At 56.3% G+C, this 18,117-nt stretch carries 15 protein-coding genes; 9 read left to right on the top strand and 6 right to left on the bottom strand.

The window, feature by feature from the left end; translation table 11 throughout:
- Positions 1-224 precede the first annotated feature (224 nt).
- From betI to choV, 6 genes are all read left to right on the top strand, one after another.
- A complete protein-coding gene (gene betI, locus ACXADJ_RS13975; protein ID WP_475066961.1) occupies positions 225-869 on the top strand; it encodes a transcriptional regulator BetI in 645 nt (214 codons plus the stop codon).
- Positions 870-877: 8 nt separating this feature from the next.
- Positions 878-2,338 (top strand): betaine-aldehyde dehydrogenase, encoded by a 1,461-nt coding sequence (gene betB, locus ACXADJ_RS13970; protein WP_475066959.1) that lies wholly within the window; start codon positions 878-880, stop codon positions 2,336-2,338.
- On the top strand, positions 2,335-4,074 hold the full coding sequence (gene betA, locus ACXADJ_RS13965; protein WP_475066957.1) for a choline dehydrogenase: 1,740 nt from the start codon (positions 2,335-2,337) through the stop codon (positions 4,072-4,074). The genes betB and betA overlap by 4 nt, the downstream gene beginning before the upstream one ends.
- Before the next feature lie 115 nt (positions 4,075-4,189).
- Positions 4,190-5,122, top strand: a complete 933-nt coding sequence (locus ACXADJ_RS13960) for a choline ABC transporter substrate-binding protein (protein ID WP_475066955.1) — start codon at positions 4,190-4,192, stop codon at positions 5,120-5,122.
- A gap of 167 nt (positions 5,123-5,289) precedes the next feature.
- Positions 5,290-6,132: a choline ABC transporter permease subunit gene (choW, locus tag ACXADJ_RS13955; RefSeq protein ID WP_028293833.1), complete on the top strand. Its 843-nt coding sequence runs from the start codon at positions 5,290-5,292 to the stop codon at positions 6,130-6,132.
- A 2-nt stretch (positions 6,133-6,134) separates the two neighbouring features.
- Positions 6,135-7,328: a choline ABC transporter ATP-binding protein gene (gene choV, locus ACXADJ_RS13950; RefSeq protein ID WP_475066952.1), complete on the top strand. Its 1,194-nt coding sequence runs from the start codon at positions 6,135-6,137 to the stop codon at positions 7,326-7,328.
- A gap of 392 nt (positions 7,329-7,720) precedes the next feature.
- On the opposite strand, the gene ACXADJ_RS13945 is transcribed toward choV, so the two are convergent.
- Positions 7,721-8,665 carry a homoserine kinase gene (locus tag ACXADJ_RS13945; protein WP_028293831.1) on the bottom strand — a complete coding sequence of 315 codons (945 nt, stop codon included), beginning with the start codon at positions 8,663-8,665 and terminating at the stop codon, positions 7,721-7,723.
- 417 nt (positions 8,666-9,082) lie between these two features.
- Between ACXADJ_RS13945 and gbdR the strand changes: the two genes are divergently transcribed.
- Together gbdR and ACXADJ_RS13935 are read left to right on the top strand one after the other, a co-directional pair.
- Complete coding sequence (gbdR, locus tag ACXADJ_RS13940; RefSeq protein ID WP_028293830.1) at positions 9,083-10,225, top strand: choline metabolism transcriptional regulator GbdR; 1,143 nt, start codon at positions 9,083-9,085, stop codon at positions 10,223-10,225.
- A 659-nt stretch (positions 10,226-10,884) separates the two neighbouring features.
- A complete protein-coding gene (locus ACXADJ_RS13935) occupies positions 10,885-11,865 on the top strand; it encodes a dipeptidase (protein ID WP_475066948.1) in 981 nt (326 codons plus the stop codon).
- A 78-nt stretch (positions 11,866-11,943) separates the two neighbouring features.
- Here the strand turns inward: ACXADJ_RS13935 and ACXADJ_RS13930 are convergent, their stop codons facing one another.
- A complete protein-coding gene (locus ACXADJ_RS13930; RefSeq protein WP_475066947.1) occupies positions 11,944-12,750 on the bottom strand; it encodes a substrate-binding periplasmic protein in 807 nt (268 codons plus the stop codon).
- A 221-nt stretch (positions 12,751-12,971) separates the two neighbouring features.
- Between ACXADJ_RS13930 and ACXADJ_RS13925 the strand changes: the two genes are divergently transcribed.
- The gene (locus ACXADJ_RS13925; protein ID WP_475066945.1) at positions 12,972-13,904 is read left to right on the top strand and encodes a nucleoside recognition family protein; all 933 of its coding nucleotides are present in this window, start codon (positions 12,972-12,974) and stop codon (positions 13,902-13,904) included.
- A 52-nt stretch (positions 13,905-13,956) separates the two neighbouring features.
- On the opposite strand, the gene ACXADJ_RS13920 is transcribed toward ACXADJ_RS13925, so the two are convergent.
- The 4 genes from ACXADJ_RS13920 to ACXADJ_RS13905 form a co-directional block, all read right to left on the bottom strand.
- Positions 13,957-15,024 (bottom strand): LysR family transcriptional regulator, encoded by a 1,068-nt coding sequence (locus ACXADJ_RS13920; protein ID WP_475066943.1) that lies wholly within the window; start codon positions 15,022-15,024, stop codon positions 13,957-13,959.
- On the bottom strand, positions 15,021-16,094 hold the full coding sequence (locus tag ACXADJ_RS13915) for a GlxA family transcriptional regulator (protein ID WP_475066941.1): 1,074 nt from the start codon (positions 16,092-16,094) through the stop codon (positions 15,021-15,023). The genes ACXADJ_RS13920 and ACXADJ_RS13915 overlap by 4 nt, the downstream gene beginning before the upstream one ends.
- 128 nt (positions 16,095-16,222) lie before the next feature.
- Positions 16,223-17,521 carry a TRAP transporter large permease gene (locus ACXADJ_RS13910; protein WP_028293819.1) on the bottom strand — a complete coding sequence of 433 codons (1,299 nt, stop codon included), beginning with the start codon at positions 17,519-17,521 and terminating at the stop codon, positions 16,223-16,225.
- Positions 17,522-17,524: 3 nt separating this feature from the next.
- On the bottom strand, positions 17,525-18,076 hold the full coding sequence (locus tag ACXADJ_RS13905; protein ID WP_475066937.1) for a TRAP transporter small permease: 552 nt from the start codon (positions 18,074-18,076) through the stop codon (positions 17,525-17,527).
- Positions 18,077-18,117 lie beyond the last annotated feature (41 nt).

Genomic DNA, 18,117 nt, shown 5'->3' with positions numbered 1-18,117 from the left:
GAAAATATTTAGACATCTAATGGATTTTTAATCTCTACAGTGCCCATGGTTACTGGGCTGCTCCCCCGGTCGGCCTCTTTGCGACCCCCTCTTGTCTGCCCTCGACACGCTTGTTCAAAGCCGACTGCCCGGTTGACAGCGCTTTCACGTCCATGTTTTTTTATTAAACGTTCATTTAAGAAAAAACATTTCGGACACGAATGAGCGTGTCAGCAGGTTGCCCTATGCCCAAATTGGGAGTTGCAGAAATACGTAGACCACAACTGATCGAGGCCACCATGGACTCCATCAATGAGGTGGGTTTGCACAAGGCCAGTGTGGTGATGATCAGCGGTAAGGCGGGGGTGTCCCCGGCCATCATCAACCACCACTTTGGCGGCAAGGACAATTTGCTGGAAGCGACCATGCGAACGGTGCTGAAGCATCTGTCGCAGAGCGTGACCGAACGACTGAAGCAGGTTGATCGCCGTGACGTGGTCGGCCGACTGAATGCCATCGTCAGCGGTAACTTTGACGACACCCAGACCGAATCCCGGGTGGTGAAAACCTGGTTGGCGTTCTGGACCCAGTCGATGCACGACAAGGCCTTGTATCGCCTGCAGCGCGTAAACGAGCAGCGTTTGCTGTCCTACCTGCGCTACGAGCTGAAACAGGTGATGCCGCAAGATCAGGCCGTTCAGGTGGCGCAAACCATCGCCGCCCTGATCGATGGCATCTGGCTGCGCGGGGCACTGAAGCCGGAAGGCATTGATGTGCCGCTGGCGAAAAAACTGATTAACGACTACATCCGCGAGCAGCTGGAATGCAAGTGCCACAGTGCCGTGGCCAGCGCGAATGTAGCGTCGCAATACACCGAATCAAACAGGTAACAGACACGATGGAAACCCAAGCTCTATACATTCACGGCCAGTACCAGGACGCGACTTCCGGCGAAACCTTCGCCAGCGTGAACCCGGCAACCGGTGAGGTGATTGCCCAGGTGCAGCAGGCCTCCGCCGCTGACGTCGACAAAGCCGTGGCGTCTGCCAAAGAAGGCTTCAAGGTCTGGTCTGCCATGACCGGTATGGAACGTTCCCGCATCTTGCGCAAGGCGGTTGAGATCCTCCGTGAACGCAACGACGAACTGGCCATGCTGGAAGTGCTGGATACCGGTAAGCCGATTCAGGAAGCCGACTGTGTCGACATCGTCACCGGTGCCGACGTGATTGAATACTACGCCGGTCTGGCGCCAACCATTCAGGGCGACCAGCAGGATCTGGGCGGCACCAACTTCTTCTACACCCGCCGCGAGCCACTGGGCGTGGTGGCCGGTATCGGTGCCTGGAACTACCCGATCCAGATTGCCATGTGGAAATCCGGCCCGGCGCTGGCAGCTGGAAACGCGATGATCTTCAAGCCTTCGGAAGAAACCCCGCTGACGGCACTGAAGCTGGCTGAAATCTTCACCGAAGCCGGTCTGCCGGATGGTGTGTTCAACGTGGTACAGGGTGACTACCGCGTCGGCGAAGCCCTGACTCACCATCCTGAAATTGAAAAAATCTCCTTCACCGGCGAATGCGGCACCGGCCAGAAAGTGATGGCGGCGTCTGCTTCCTCGCTGAAAGACGTGACCATGGAACTGGGCGGCAAGTCGCCGCTGATCGTGTTCGACGATGCTGATCTGAAAACCGCCGTATCCGGCGCCATGATCGCCAACTTCTACACCCAGGGCGAAGTGTGCACCAACGGTACTCGCGTGTTTGTACACGAATCCATCTACGACGCCTTCCTGGAGCAGCTGGCAGAACGCACCGCCAAGCTGACCATCGGTGACCCGACCAACCCGGATACCCAAATCGGCGCGCTGATCAGCGAAGACCACATGGGCAAGGTACTGGGTTACATCGATGCCGCCAAAGCCGCCGGTGCCCGTCTGTTGATTGGTGGCGAACGTGAAATGGCCGGCGAGTGTGCCAAGGGTGCCTTCGTGCAGCCAACCGTGTTTGCCGATTGCAGCGACGACATGCCGAACGTCAAGGACGAAATCTTTGGCCCGGTGATGTCGGTACTGAAGTTCAGCTCTGAAGACGAAGTGATTGCCCGTGCCAACGACACCAAGTTCGGCCTGGCGGCTGGTGTATTCACCAAGGACTTCTCCCGCGCTCACCGTGTGATTGCAGCGATGGAAGCGGGCATTTGCTGGATCAATACCTGGGGCGCATCGCCAGCAGAAATGCCGGTTGGCGGTTACAAGCTGTCCGGTATCGGTCGTGAGAACGGCATCGAAACCCTGCACCACTACACCCAGATCAAGAGTGTGTTTGTTGAGCTGGGCGAACTGGAGAGCCCTTACGAATGAGCCAATACGATTACATCATTGTCGGCGCGGGTAGCGCCGGTTGTGTGCTGGCCAACCGACTGACTGAAAGCGGCGAGCACAAGGTGCTGCTGCTGGAAGCCGGTGGCAGCGACAAGAGTATTTTTATCCAGATGCCAACGGCGTTGTCGTACCCGATGAACACCGAAAAGTACGCCTGGCAGTACGAAAGCCTGAAAGAAGAAGGCATCGACAACCGCGTACTGCATTGCCCTCGTGGCAAGGTGCTGGGTGGTGGTTCGTCCATCAACGGCATGGTGTACGTCCGTGGCCACGCCAAGGACTTCGACCAGTGGCAGGATGAAGGCGCCGAAGGCTGGGATTACCAGAACGTGCTGCCGTATTTCAAGAAAGCCGAAACCTGGTTCCAGGGTGAAGACCAGTACCGCGGTGGCAACGGCCCAGTCGGTACCAATAACGGCAACAACATGAGCCTGAACCCGCTTTATCAAACCTTTATCGATGCCGGTAAAGACGCGGGTTACCCGGTGACCGAAGACTACAACGGTTACCAGCAGGAAGGCTTCGGCACCATGCACATGACCGTGGACGGCGGTGTGCGGGCGTCGACCTCCAATGCGTACCTGCGTGATGCCATGAAGCGTCCGAATCTGACCCTGATTACCGGTGTGGTGGCCCACAAGGTGCTGCTGGAAGGCAAACAGGCGGTCGGTATCCAGTACGAAAAAGGCGGCAAGGTGGTACAGGCCACAGCCAGCCGTGAAGTGGTGCTGTCGGCCGGTTCCATTGGCTCGCCAATGCTGCTGCAGCTGTCTGGTATTGGCCCCAAAGACGTACTGGAAAATGCCGGTGTGGACGTGGTGCAGGAGCTGCCAGGGGTGGGTGAAAACCTGCAGGATCACCTCGAAGTGTACTTCCAGTTCTACTGCAACAAGCCGATTACCCTCAACGGCAAGCTGGACCTGATCAGCAAGGGCATGATTGGTACTCGCTGGATTCTGTTCAAGGACGGTCTGGGCGCGACCAACCACTTTGAAAGCTGTGCCTTTATTCGCTCCCGTGCCGGTCTGGAATCACCGAACATCCAGTATCACTTCCTGCCAGCGGCGATGCGTTACGACGGCCGTGCGGCCTTCGATGGCCACGGTTTCCAGGTGCACGTCGGCCCGAACAAGCCGGAAAGCCGCGGCAAGGTATGGATCAACTCTGCTGATCCGCACCAGAAGCCATCCATCAAATTCAACTACATCAGCACCGAGCAGGATGTGCAGGACTGGCGCGACACCATCCGCCTGACCCGCGAAATCATCAACCAGCCAGCTTTCGACGAGCTGCGTGGTGAAGAAATCCAGCCGGGCATGAGCGTCCAGACCGACGAAGAAATCGACGCCTGGGTACGTGACAACGTGGAGTCTGCCTATCACCCGTCCTGTACCAACAAGATGGGTGCCGACGACGACCCGATGGCGGTGCTGAACAATCAATGTCAGGTGCGTGGCATCGACAGCCTGCGGGTGGTCGACTCATCGATCTTCCCGACCATCACCAACGGCAACCTGAACGCCCCGACCATCATGGTGGCGGAGCGTGCTGCTGACATGATTCTGGGCAAAACCTTGCAGCCAGCCGCTGGCGTTCCGGTATGGATCGACAGCGAATGGCAAACCCGTCAACGCCAGGGCGAAGCCAAGCGTCCACTGGCGGCGACCACTGCTGAACCAGGTTCTGGCTCGACCAGCCCGCTGCAAAGCGCCTGACGAGCAAACACATGGTGGCTCAGCAGGAGCCACACCGGGCCGCTTCATGGCGGGAGTGATGCCCGGTTATCCGCAAATGATTGCGAAGAAACCGCCAACCATCCGGGAGAAAACAATGAAAGCAGGAAAGACCCTTACGACCGCCGCACTGACCCTCGCTGTGTCTGGCACCGCTATGGCCGCCGACTGTGATCTGGTGCGCTTTGCAGATGTAGGCTGGACTGACATCACCGCGACCACCGCCGCAACTTCCGTGGTATTGGAAGGCATGGGCTACGACACCCGTACCCAGCTGCTGTCCGTACCAGTGACCTACAAGTCACTGGCCAACAACGACATTGACGTATTCCTTGGCAACTGGATGCCAACCATGCAGGCCGACATCGAGCCTTACCTCAAAGACGGCAGCGTGGTTGATCTGGGCCCGAACCTGACTGGTGCCAAATACACTCTGGCGGTACCCAAGTACGCCTTTGATGCCGGTGTGAAGAGCTTTGCCGACATCGCCAAGAATGCCGACAAGTTCGACGAAAAAATCTACGGCATCGAGCCAGGTAACGACGGTAACCGTCTGATCCAGAGCATGATCGATGACAACGCCTTTGGTCTGGAAGAGTTCACTCTGGTGGAATCCTCCGAAGCCGGCATGTTGTCCCAGGTGCAGCGCGCTGTGCGTCGTGACAAATGGGTAGTTTTCCTGGGTTGGGCACCGCACCCGATGAACGCCAACATCGAGATGGAATACCTCGACGGTGGTGACGACTTCTTTGGTCCTAACTACGGCGGTGCCAACGTACACACCAACATCCGTAAAGACCTGATCAGCGAATGCCCGAACGTTGGCAAATTCGTTTCCAACCTGAAGTTCTCGCTGCCAATGGAGAACGAAATCATGGGCGCGATCCTCAACGATGGCAAAAAGCCACCGATGGCGGCGGAAGCCTGGCTGAAGGCTAACCCGGAAGTACTGGATGCCTGGCTGGACGGCGTAACCACCAAAAACGGCCAGCCTGCGCTGCCTGCCGTGAAGAAATTCCTGGACATCTGATCCACGGATTTCGCTTTGAAATCCCTTCCCGACGGGCGTAGGTAACGCCCGTTCGGGAGTCTTCTGACAAGTCTGTGGCCAGCGCGCTGGAGTGCGCAGACTTCTCCGGAGATTCCCCGTCATCCCATTGGGGTGGCGTCGACAAGAATGACGACTAGAGGCTGACTATGAACTGGCTTGCTGACAACAAACTCCCGCTGGGCCAATGGATGGAAACATTCGTTGACTGGCTGACTGACCACGGTGCGTGGTTCTTCGACATGATCGCTATTTCTCTCGAGTGGGTCATTACCGGTCTGGTAGACCTGTTCCAGTGGTTCCACCCGGGTGTGCCGATTCTGGCCACCGCGGCGATTGCCTGGTTTATCCACAAGAGCGTGCCACTGGTGGCCTTTGTGGTGGCTGCTATGCTGCTGATCATTAACCTCGGTTACTGGCCGGAAATGATCGAAACCTTTGTGCTGGTGGTGACCGCCACCGTGATTTGTATTCTGCTGGGTGTGCCGCTGGGCATCTTTGCGGCCCACAAGCCGTGGGTGTACAGCTACATGCGCCCGGTGCTCGACCTGATGCAAACCGTGCCAACCTTTGTGTACCTGATTCCAACCTTGGTGCTGTTTGGTCTGGGTGTGGTACCGGGTCTGATTTCTACCATCATTTTTGCCATCGCCTCGCCGATTCGTCTGACCTATCTGGGCATTCGTAACGTGCCGGAAGAACTGGTTGAAGCGGGTAAAGCCTTTGGTGCCACCCCACGCCAGCTGCTGTGGAAAGTGGAACTGCCAGCCGCCATGCCAAGCATCATGGCAGGTGTTACCCAGTGCATCATGCTGTCGCTGTCGATGGTGGTGGTTGCTGCTCTGGTAGGTGCCGACGGTCTGGGTAAACCGGTAGTGCGGGCACTGAACACCGTGAACATCTCGCAAGGTTTTGAAGCCGGCATCACCATCGTACTGGTGGCCATTATTCTCGACCGTATCTTCAAAGCACCTGGCAAATCGGAGGCATAATCATGACTGCTGCAATCTCTGTTCGTAATCTCGACGTTGTCTTCGGTGACAAGGTAGATCCGGCGCTGGCGCTGCTGGATCAGGGCAAAACCCGTCAGGAAATCATTGAAGCCAGCGGCAGCGTAGTTGGTGTGCACAACGCCAGCATCGATGTTCAGCAAGGTGAAATCTGCGTGCTGATGGGCCTGTCCGGTTCCGGCAAGTCTTCGCTGCTGCGTGCGGTGAACGGCCTCAACCCGATTTCCCGCGGTCAGGTGCTGGTGAAGGATGGCGACGGCCATGTCGATATCGGCTCCTGTGATGCCAACACCCTGCGCCGTATGCGTGCCCAGCGTGTTTCCATGGTGTTCCAGAAATTCGCCCTGATGCCTTGGTTGTCGGTGCTGGATAACGTTGCTTACGGCCTCGAAATGATGGGCATGGGCAAGGCTGAACGTCAGGCCAAAGCGATGGAACAACTGGAAATGGTTGGCCTGGCCGACTGGAAAGACACCCTGCCATCCGGCCTGTCTGGCGGTATGCAGCAGCGTGTGGGTCTGGCCCGTGCCTTTGCCATGGACACCGACATCCTGCTGATGGACGAGCCGTTCTCGGCGCTGGACCCGCTGATTCGTGCGCAGTTGCAAGACGAACTGCTGGAGCTGCAACGGAAGGTGAATAAAACCATCCTGTTCGTATCCCACGACCTCGATGAAGCTCTGAAGATCGGCACCAACATCGCCATTATGGAATCGGCTCGCATCATTCAGCACGGCAAACCGGAAGACATCGTGATGAACCCGGCCACCCCGTACGTGGAAGACTTTGTGGCCCACACCAATCCGCTGAACGTACTGGCCGGTCGCTCGCTGATGACCCCAGCGACGGAGCTGAAAAAGAACAACGGCGAAAGCCAGATCTGTGGCGAGAAAGGTATCTGGTTGTCAGAAGATGGCAAAACCGCGCACATGGCGGGCAAAAACATCCCACTGCAAAACTGCGAAGCGCGCGGCGGTGCGATTCCGGCCACCGGCACCATGGCGGTAACCTCTCCGGACATCTCCATGCGTCGGGCAATTGAAATCCGCTACGCCACCGAACAGCCGGTACTGCTGATGGAAAACAACCAGTTGGTGGGTGTGCTGACCGACCACAATTTCTACCACGCCATGCTGGGCAAACACTTCAGCTGCGGCGAAGCTGAAATGGCGAGCTGACAGGCCTGAAATTTGGCTAAGGCGGTTGCTCCCCAGCCGTCTGACAATCTCCCGACCAGCCCCTAATTACCGCCTCTCCCCGAATGATCCCCGGCGGTACCAAGCGAAAGCGTCAGTGAAAGTCAGCAGGCGAAAAGCACGATAAAGTAGTACGAATTGGCGGCATGAGCATGGCTCAGCCGCCTTTTTTGTCGCTGTCGTTCAGAAGGGCCCAGGATCAGAAGGGCAGTGTATGCAGGAGCGAATGTTGTTAAAACAAGCTGCTTTAGGAGCGAATGTATTCGCGAACCTGCTGGGCAGGGCCCACCAGGTTCTTCTGTGGGAGGCAGCTTGCTGCCGATGGTTTATCGAGAGCAAGCTCTCTCCCACCATATTGGCCAGACGCCAGACAGTTAGCCCCGACGAGCCAGCAACTTATCGCGGTACTCGTTGGGGTCCTTGATATTGGCGTTCATGCCTTCCACCGACTGCTGATGCTGAACGGTTTCCAAACGGCTGAGCCAGAAACGGGTGGCAGCACCGCGCAGCAAGGTATTCCAGTTGTGTTCTTCGGCGGCGGTAAAAGGACGAACGGACTGATAACCGGCCAGCAACGCATCGCGGTTATCCACAATCCAGTCGCCGTTCTTCTCGCTGCACCAGTCGTTGGCAACGATCGCCAGATCGTACAGCCACACCCCTTCACAGGCGTTGTACCAGTCCAGTACTGCGCCGACTTTCAGGTCATCACCGCTGCCTTCAAACAACACGTTGTCTGTGAACAGGTCGCCATGAATCCAGCCCCGAGGCAGGGATTTCCAGACATCGCGCTGGCTCATCTGGAACTGGTATTCGTCATCCAGCAGCTGATAGTCGGCATCGTCCAGCAAGGCTTTGGCGTTGCTGTGCATATTGGCCCACCAACCAAAACCCCGGCTGTTGGCGCGCGGCTGCTCCAGTACCGCTGAGCCCAAGTGCAGACGCGCCAGCAATTCACCGATTTCGCGGCATTGCGATGGCGTTGGTCGCTCAATGTGATGGCCCTTCAGCATTTCACACAGAATCGCCGGCTTGCCCGCCAGCTCGTGCAGCCATTCGCCGTTCTGGTCGGCCAGCGGCGCAGGTACCACAAAACCGGCACTGTTGAGGTGGCGAGCCAAACGCACAAACTCACGCACTTCGTGGGCCTGATGGTGTTCAAACAACGTCAGCACCCAGGCACCGGTTGCGGTGTGAATGCGGTAGTTGGTGTTTTCCACACCGCCCTGAATGCCATGGACTTCGGTAATGTCTCCAAAGCCAAACGGCTGGAAATACTGGTTCAGAGTGGTTGGGTCCAGATGGGTGTACACCGCCATCGTGTTACGGCTCCGGCTGAAGGATTGAGTCAACCGGGCATAATGCCACGTTCCGGGCGGCTTGCCTGCCGTTTCACGACAACTTTGTACTCTTCCGCGGCGTGAGTTCGTTGAAACGGAAACTTCTGTTACCAAGTGAAACATTAGGGGGCGCTATTTGAGCATTTAAGGATCATTTTGGTGCGGCGAGTGTGTTTTTGATGGTTTTTTGAACAAATAAAAGTGGGGTAGCGGTTTTTTATTAAATGACCATTTAACGAAAGAGCAGTCCAAAAACGAATGCATTGCTCAAAAAGCGTGTCGTTTTCAGACAATTGACGGAATTGAAAACGCCAGCCGATGTTTCTGGCCTGCTGATTGCTATGACCAAAAAAATACCGCAAATACCATAAATTTCCCCGCCAAGAGGGTGACACTATGCAATCGTTCTCTGCTGATCTGGGCCGTCCGGCCTTCAAGGTAGCCGCAGGCCCAACCCGTATCGGTTTCCTGCTGTTGGAAAACTTCACCATGATGGCGTTGGCCACCGCGGTGGAGCCTCTGCGTATGGCTAATCAGCTGAGTGGCAGGGAACTGTATGAGTGGCATCTGGTGAGCGCCACCGGCCGCGCCGTTCAGGCCAGCGATGGCATTCCGGTGGTACCTGAATTCTCTACCCAGAACGCGCCGCAATTCGACACCCTGATTGTGGTGGGTGGCGTGAACATTGTACAAAGCTGCCGCAAAGCAGAAGTGGACTACGTGGCCTCATTGGCGCGTAAGGACATGGTGCTGGGTGGCATCTGTACCGGTGCTCTGGCATTGGCTGCTGCTCGTCAGCTGGACGGTTACAGCGTCAGCGCCCACTGGGAATGTATTGCTTCCATGAAAGAGCGTTACCCGAATGTGAATTGCAACACCCGCCTGTTCACCGTCGACCGCGACCGCATTACTGCATCCGGTGGCACCGCTCCGCTGGACATGATGCTGTACCTGATTTCTGCCCAGCATGGTGCCGCGTTGTCGAACGCCATCTCCGAGATGTTTGTTTACGACCGCATGCGTAACCAGGCCGACCAGCAGCGCATCCCGCTGCGTCACCTGCTGAGTTCGGCGCAGCCAAAACTGGTGGAAATTGTTGAGCTGATGGAAGCCAACATTGAAGAACCGATTGAACTGGAAGACCTGGCCTCGTTTGCCGGTATCTCCCGCCGCCAGCTGGAGCGCTTGTTCCACAACTATCTGGACTGCACTCCGTCGCGCTACTACCTGAAACTGCGTCTGGAGCGTGCCAAGCAGCTGCTGAAGCAAACCACCATGCCGGTGATTGAAATCTCCACCGCCTGTGGCTTTGTATCCACGCCGCACTTCAGCCGTTGCTACCGCAAATACATGGGGGTTTCCCCGCGTGAAGAACGCATGGGCACCTGGAACGACAACGCCGACAACCGCTTTGCCGCTGCTGCCATGGACCAACAACCATTTGGCGTATTGGACGACAACCAGGGCCGCAATTCACTGATGGCCGCACGTTTTGAACCCAGCTTTGGTTCCGTGAAACTGGAGCCATCGTTGAACTGATCGAATTCGATTCTGACACAATCACGGCTTGCCCCCTGGCCTCTGGTCAGGGGGCTTTTTTGTGTCTGGGCTTTTTGTGTGGGGGCGTTGTGTCCCATGAGCTCTGAGTCGGGCAGATAAAGACGCGAAGCGGCTGCCATCTGACGTTGCAATGCTGGTGTTGTGATGTTGCGGTATTAAAAGAGCTCATTCCTGAAGAAGTCCATCGAGAGCAAGCTCTCTCCCACAATATTGCCCAGACCCCAGAGGCTAAGCGCCCCGCTCAGACCCCAGACCTCCGGAACACGCGGCGCAGAGGGTAAGAGACGGGTCGTTATCAGTCATACCGGGTGCGGCCAATGGTCCAGAATGGATGTTGTAGCGGTTGGTCTGGTGGTGGTCACCAGACCCGGTTCTCCAGAGAACCAATCCTGCCTTCCGGCGGCTCTTGCCGGTTGGCAGTTGACTCGTAAGAGTTCATCTTGTCTGTTTGGGGCTCCCTGTGGGAGCCCCTTTTTTTATGCTTTTCTTTTATACCCTCGACACTCTGAAGACGGTTGGCGGAGCCGGAATGCTGCGAGTCGTAAACAGGCAGTTGGTGCTGGTGACGGCTCCGTAGACTGGCACGGTATCTTGTACCGCGATCTGCCGGTAAACGACCGGTTCAGAGGGAAATCATCATGAACGAAGCCCAAAAGCTCCACCAGGAATCCATCATTATTGACGGCCTGATCATCGCCAAATGGAATCGCGACCTGTTTGAAGATTTCAAAAAAGGCGGCCTCACCGCGGCCAACTGCACGGTGTCGGTGTGGGAGAATTTCCAGAAAACCGTCGATAACATCGTTGATATGAACAACCTGATCGAAGCCAACAGCGATCTGGTGATGAAGGTAAAAACCACCGACGACATCCTCAAGGCCAAGGAGCTGGGCAAAACCGGCATCATGATGGGTTTCCAGAACGCCCATGCCTACGAAGACCAGATTGGTTACGTGCAGGTGTTCAAGGATCTCGGCGTTGGTGTGGTGCAGATGTGCTACAACACCCAGAACCTGGTGGGTACCGGTTGTTACGAGCGTGACGGTGGTCTGTCCGACTTCGGTCGAGAAATCGTCGCCGAAATGAACCGTGTGGGTGTGATGTGTGACCTTTCCCACGTGGGTTCAAAGACTTCGGAAGAAGTGATTCTGGAATCCAAAAAGCCGGTTTGCTACTCCCACTGCCTGCCGTCCGGCCTGAAAGAACACCCGCGCAACAAGTCGGATGAAGAACTGAAGTTCATCGCCGACCACGGCGGTTTTGTCGGCGTCACCATGTTTGCGCCGTTCCTGAAAAAAGGCATCGAATCCACCGTCGACGATTACGCCGAAGCGATCGAATACATTGTTAATATTTGCGGCATCGACTCTGTGGGTATTGGTACCGACTTCACTCAAGGCCATGACCAGCAGTTCTTTGAATGGCTGACTCACGACAAGGGCTACGCCCGTCGTCTGATCAACTTCGGCAAGATCATCAACCCGGAAGGTATCCGTACCGTGGGTGAATTCCCGAACCTGACCGAAACCCTGCTGAAGCGCGGTTTCAGCGCCAATGATGTGTCGAAAATCATGGGCGGCAACTGGGTGCGTGTATTGAAGGACGTGTGGGGCGAGTAAAATCGCTGCCATACACCTGAACCCAAAACAAAACGGGCCGCTGATGAGCGGCCCGTTTTGGTTGGTGTTGGGTGCCAACTACTTGCCGGCATTGAGGGCCGTTGCAGGCACCTCAGATTCCCATTGCTGGTAGATGGCGGACAGTTCGCCGCTGGCCAGCAGCGCTTTCATACGCTCGTTATAGACTTCAATCAGGGTCTTCGACAGTTCGCTGTTGGCGAAGGCCACATACACATCAGTACCTTCCGGCATTTCATTGGCGTCGTAGTCATCCTCGGCAAAACCGGTTTCTTCTAACGCCAGTTCAATTTCATCCCACTCGTCGATCAGGTAATCGATCTTGCCCTCGTTCAGGTATTCCAGCCCTTGTGCTGTGGTACGGAACTCAATCAGCTCGAAGTCGCGGTCTTCAATGGGGATCACCTCGTAATCCTTGATCCAGCCAACCCGGTGGCCGGTCAGACTGACGCGGCCGTTGAACCCGGGCAGTGACGGGTTCTTGCTGAGCACCCACATGTATTCCACATCAATGGGGTAGTCCGGGAACAGCAGGTCCTCTTCGGTATCCCGATACTCGCCAACAATGGCGTTGTACATGTTGTATTGGGTCACCATCTTCATGGCCCGGTTCCACGGCACATTGGTGTCTTTCACGCGGATATCCAGCGGTTCGTAAATCGCCTTCAGCACCTGCCAATACAGCCCGCTGCCATCGGCGTTGGTGTAGTCGGGCCATTCCGGTGCCACCACGGTAAACAGCTTGACGTTCTCCCGACTGAACACGTCCTTGGGTGTATCGGCCTGACTGGTTGCTGCACACAACAGTGTTAGCCATAGCGCTGCCAGGGGCAGCAGAATTGATCGGGTGTTACGTGTTAACCGCATGATGACGTCCTCTTCGGCGTTCTGTACCTGCTGGAAAAATACGTGATAGTTCAATCATTAATATAAACGGCTTTATCCAGCGCAAACAGGGATATACATCCGATCTGTGACAATGGTGCCTGTTTTGAGTGTAGACGCCCTTTGTATAAAACCCGTCGCTGGGGTTCGTACGCGGGTCGGACATTTAGTATTTGCTAGTCAGATACCCTGGGAGAATGCGGATGGAAGATCTTGCCGGAATTCTGATTGCCTCCGGCCAGTCGGCGGTGGAAGTCTCGTTGTTTATTTTGCTGCCGATTATGGTGGTGATGCTGAGTCTGATGCTGTGGCTGGAAAGGCTCGGTGTGGTTGCGCTGGTGGTGCGTTGGGTGTCGCCGTTGTTGTTGCCACTGGGGATTACCGGACTGGCGCTGTTTGCCCTGATTCAGGAGGTGCTGGTCAGTTCAGCGGCACCGTTGGCGACACTGGCCTTGATGGCCCGCAGTGGCGTTGCGCCACGTTATCTGGCGGCTACTACGGCGATGGTGATGGCGTTGGCGCAGGCCAATGTGGTGTTCCCGCTGGCGGCCATTGGTCTGGATTTGGGTGTCACCATGGCGCTGTCGATCAGTGGTGGTGTGGTGGCTGCGATGGTGACCTATCACTTGTTAGGTCGGCATTTGAGTAATGCCGAAGCCGCGCCTTTGCCCGAGGTAACTGAACCACAGGAGCAGAACCTGATGGCGCTGATTCGTCGTGCCGGTCAGGACGCCTGGCAAATCACCATGGGCGCCATGCCTTTGTTGATCGTCACGCTGGTGGCGGTGAATCTGTTTCGTGCCACCGGTGCCATCGACTGGCTTGAGGGCCAAACCGCCTTTCTGTTTGAAGCCATTGGCTTTCCCCGCGAAACCTTGCTGCTGGCCATTACCCGCTTTGTTGCGGGTGGTACTGCCATGATGGGTCTGATGATTGAACAAGTGCAGGCCGGTGTGTTGAGCGCCCGCGACGTGAATCTGCTGGCGGGTTTGATGATTTCGCCGCTGGACCTGGCCGGTGTCGCCATCTTTGCCACGGCGGGCAAGGAAGTGGCCAAGGTCATGAAAATTGCCGTGCTTGGCGCCTTGATGGGGGTGATTTTCCGCAGCGTTTGCCATTTCTATCTGTACTTGTGAGGGGATGTTATGGGGTCAGTTAACTGACCCCACAACGAGCAGAAGAGAATTATTAGCGGTCGTGAATGGTGGTTTGTTCGCTTTCTATGTGAGTCATCAGCCAATCGCGGAAACGCTTGAAGGTGTCGTCGTTGGCCTTGCTGCTCAGGTGACTCATGTAGTGGCGCTTTTGCTTCAGCACGACTTCATGGGGCACCGGGCGAACCAGTTCGCCACTGGCGATTTTTGGGGCCACCAAATGGTGCCAGCCAATGCCAATGCCTTGATGCTGTAGCACCATGTTCATCAGGGTGCTGTAGTCGTTCACGTGGAACAGATGCGGCTGGCTGCTGTTGATACTGGACGGCATTTCGAAAAACGAGAACCACAAATCCCAGTCGAGGTGCTCGGCCACTTGCGCCCGGCCATAAGGACTGAGGTTCAAGCGGGCGGCTTTGTAGAGTCCTTCCAGTTCGGCAATCTGTGGGTGCAGTTCAAGGTACAGTGGGGTACACACCGGATAGATCAGGTCGTGAAACAGCGGTACCGACTGGTAGCCGTCGCGCGGGTCGGCAGACTTGTAGATAAACACGTCCGGGTACACGCCGGGTTCCAGTTGCAGGAAGTCTTCGGTGGCCACCACGCTGATGTCGATGTCGGGGTGTTGCTCGAAGAAATCGGGCAAGCGGGGTGCCAGCCAGAAGTTGGCAAACGCCGGACTGCAGCAAATGGTCAGCAGCTGTTTTTTCTCATCGACGTTCTGAATCCGTTCTGCCGCCTGGGCAATATTCACAAACGACAGATAGGCGGCGTCGTAGAACAGCCGACCGGCTTTGGTCAGCTGCACTGTGCGGCCTTCGCGTTTGAACAGTTGCACGCCCAGTTGACCTTCCAGCTCCCGAATTTGCCTGCTTATTGCCGCTTGCGTCACGCACAGGGCTTCCGCCGCACGGGTGAAGCTCTGGTATTTGGCCGCTGCGGTAAAGGACTTGATCGCGCGCAGCGACGGCATTTTCAGGAAAACCTGATCGGGTTCAACGTGACGTGACATAGCCGCCTGAGAGTCAGTAACACTGCCATAAAAGGGAGAATTTCCCTGTACGCTAGTGCTGGCGGCCTTGGGCGTCAACTTTTCTGTCATGCCGACAGGTTCCTGTGGCTTGGCCAACGCAGGTGGCTGGGGGCGACACCAAAGTGCAGTTTGAAGCTGCGGCTGAAGTGTGTGGTGCTGCTGAAGCCACTGGCAACGGCAATTTCACTGACGCTGTAATTGGTTTTGGTCAGCAGTTGGCGAGCCCGTGCCAATCGCAGTTCCAGATAATATTTGGCCGGACTGGTGTTCAGGTAACGGTTGAACAGGCGTTCGACCTGACGACGGGACATGCCGGTATAACGGCTGATTTCAGTCAGCTCCAGCACTTCTTCAATGTTGTTTTCCATCAGTTCGATCACCTGAATCAGCGCTTGTGGCAGTACCCCACGAGCACCGCGCAATGGCAGATCGTTGTGTTCGATGTTGGACAGCAAGATCTCATTCACCGCGTGTTTCAGTGGTCGGCTGTGCAGCTGTTCCAGCAACTCCAGAGTAGCGTGGATCGCTGCGTCCGGGCTGATGCAGCTGAAGCTGCGATCGGCGACGGTGAAGGATTTTTGCGACAGCTGGCAGGCTGGCAGCTGTTCTTGCAGCAGCACCCGGCTGTCGGGATGAATGGCAAAGGGCTGGTCACCGAATACCCCGGCATCGGCAAGGTGAAACGCGCCGTTCCAGAGACCGCCGGTCCAGATACCTTCCAGCTGACATTGCTGTAGCAGTTTGCGCAAGCCTTCGTGGCTGCGCATCGGCGTACGGTAGCCACCGCACACCACCAACAGATCGACGTTGTTCAGGTCGAGGCCGTAGATGCTGCGATCAACGGCCAGTTCGACGCCCAGGTCGCTGCATACTTTCTGGCCGTTGAGGCTACAGGTTTCTACCTTGAACAGTTCCCGGGTACGGGTCAGGTTGGCGGTGACCAGCACGTCGGCGGCGCCGGTGAAAGAGACCATGGAAAAATTATCCAACAGCACAAACACAGCTCGCGCTGGCACGTCGGCTTTGGTGTTCAGCGGCGGTGCCATGGCCGTTGCACGGTTGAATGACACGGGTACCTGTCCCTGTGTTTGTACCGGTACTTGTGTTGGGCTGGTGGTGAATGGTGGTCGGTTCATCATAGCAAATCCCATCCGCGGTTAACGGGCTGACCTGTTGTGAGTAGCGGTTATTGGTCAGCCCACAAAAAAGGGGCGGCTACTGCCGCCCCTGTCAGTTGCAGGTGTTGTTGATGGCCTGGCAGCGGTTCTCAGTCGATGTAGCCAAACAGGCGCGGCAGGTACAGTGCCATTGGTGACCAGTAAGTGGTTACCAACATCACTGGCAGTGCAGCCCAGATCATAAAGAACATGGCGGGGCGCATGACTTTGGAAATACCCACTTCACCCACCCGGCAGGTCATGAACAGAATCGGTGCCATCGGCGGGCTGTTGCAGCCAATCACCACGCTGGTACCAACAATGGCAGCGAACTGCACCGGGTGAATACCGATGTCGACCATCACTGGCAGCAGCAGTGGGCTGATGATGGCAACGACGGATACGTCGTCCATAAACATGCCCAGCAGGATCAGGAACACGTTCACAATCAACAGAATCAGCAGCGGGCTGTGGAAGGTTTCCATCAGGATTTCGGTCAGTTCCTGCGGTACGCGCTCCAATGTGAAGATGCGGCTGGCGACGAACGAGAACACCAGAATCACCATGATCACACCGGTGGTGGCTGCGGCTTGCAGCAAGCAGCGCACGGTGGTTTTCCAGTCCAGCTCACGGTACACAAAAAAGCCCACCGGGATGGCATACACCACAGCAATCGCAGCCGCTTCGGTTGGGGTGAACACACCGCCATAAATACCGCCCAGAATAATGAAAGGCAGCATCAGCGCTGGCAGGGCTTTCCAGCCGGTTTGGCCAATGTCGTTAAGACGTTCGGTCAGCGACAGCTTCACCACGGCAGTGTCTTCCTGCTTGCGGATTTTCAGCCAGTTCAGCAGGCACAGCATGATGATCAGCAAAATACCCGGGCCAATGGTGGCCAGGAAGCAGGCAGCCACCGACTGACGGGTAACCACGGCGTACAGAATCATGGTGATGCTGGGTGGAATCAGCAGTCCCAGCAGCGACGAAATACCCAGCAGAGCACTGGTGTATTCACGTGGGTAACCGTGTTTTTCCATCGGTTTGATCATGATGGTACCGACGGAGGCAACCGCCGCAGACGCGGTACCGGAAATGGCTCCAAACACACCACAGGCGACAACCATGGAGGAACCCATACCAGCTTTGGAACGGCCCACCAGTGCTTCAACGAAGTTCACCAGGCGGGCGGCCATGCCACCCGCTTGCATCAGGTAGCCGGTCATTACGAACAGTGGCAAGGCCAGCAGAATCAGCGAGTTGATGGACCAGAAACCGGTGGTCATCAGGGACGATACGTCCACATCGTAGACAAATGACAAAATCAGCGTCATTGCCGCAAAAGAAAATACAACGGGAACGCCGATCATCATCAGCAATACAACCGCCGCAATCGCGAGTAAGGCACCCATAACTTAACCTTCGTTCTGTACGTCGTCAGCCGCAGGGCTGTGTTGTTGGTGATTGCCCTGGAAAAACTCCAGCAGCTCGGTCAGCAGGTCGCGCAGCAGGTACAGAATGAACATCAGGCTGCCGACAAACAGGCTTGCTTGCGAGAGGTAAAGGGGAATCTGGAATACGGTTGTGGCTTGACCTTTTTTCAGGCCCCAGGCCAGCAGGTCCCACGCCCAGGTGGCAAAGAACACCGCCATGGTGAGGGAAATAACCACCGCCAGCAGGTGAAAACCGTGAATGACTTTCGGGTTGCTGAAAATGATTTGAGTGAAGTCCGCCGACAGGTGTGAACGCTCACGGGATGCCAGTACAGCCCCCAGCATATACAGCCATACGGCGGCCAGCAGTACCAATTCTTCAAGGCCGAAAACTGGCTGGTCGAGCACGGTACGGCTGAATACGCCCCATGACACCATGGTGGCAATCAACAGACTGAATAACACCACCAGTGGATATATAACAGCATATAAAATCCGGTCGATGGCGGATAACAGGGTCAGTAAAGCTGACATGTAAAGCTCCTGTTGTGGATTAAAAAGGATATCCGGCTGAC

The organism is Oceanobacter sp. ABM4_470 (assembly GCF_056158645.1).
Note: the sequence above shows the minus strand (reverse complement) of the source record. Positions and strands in the feature narration are given on the sequence as shown.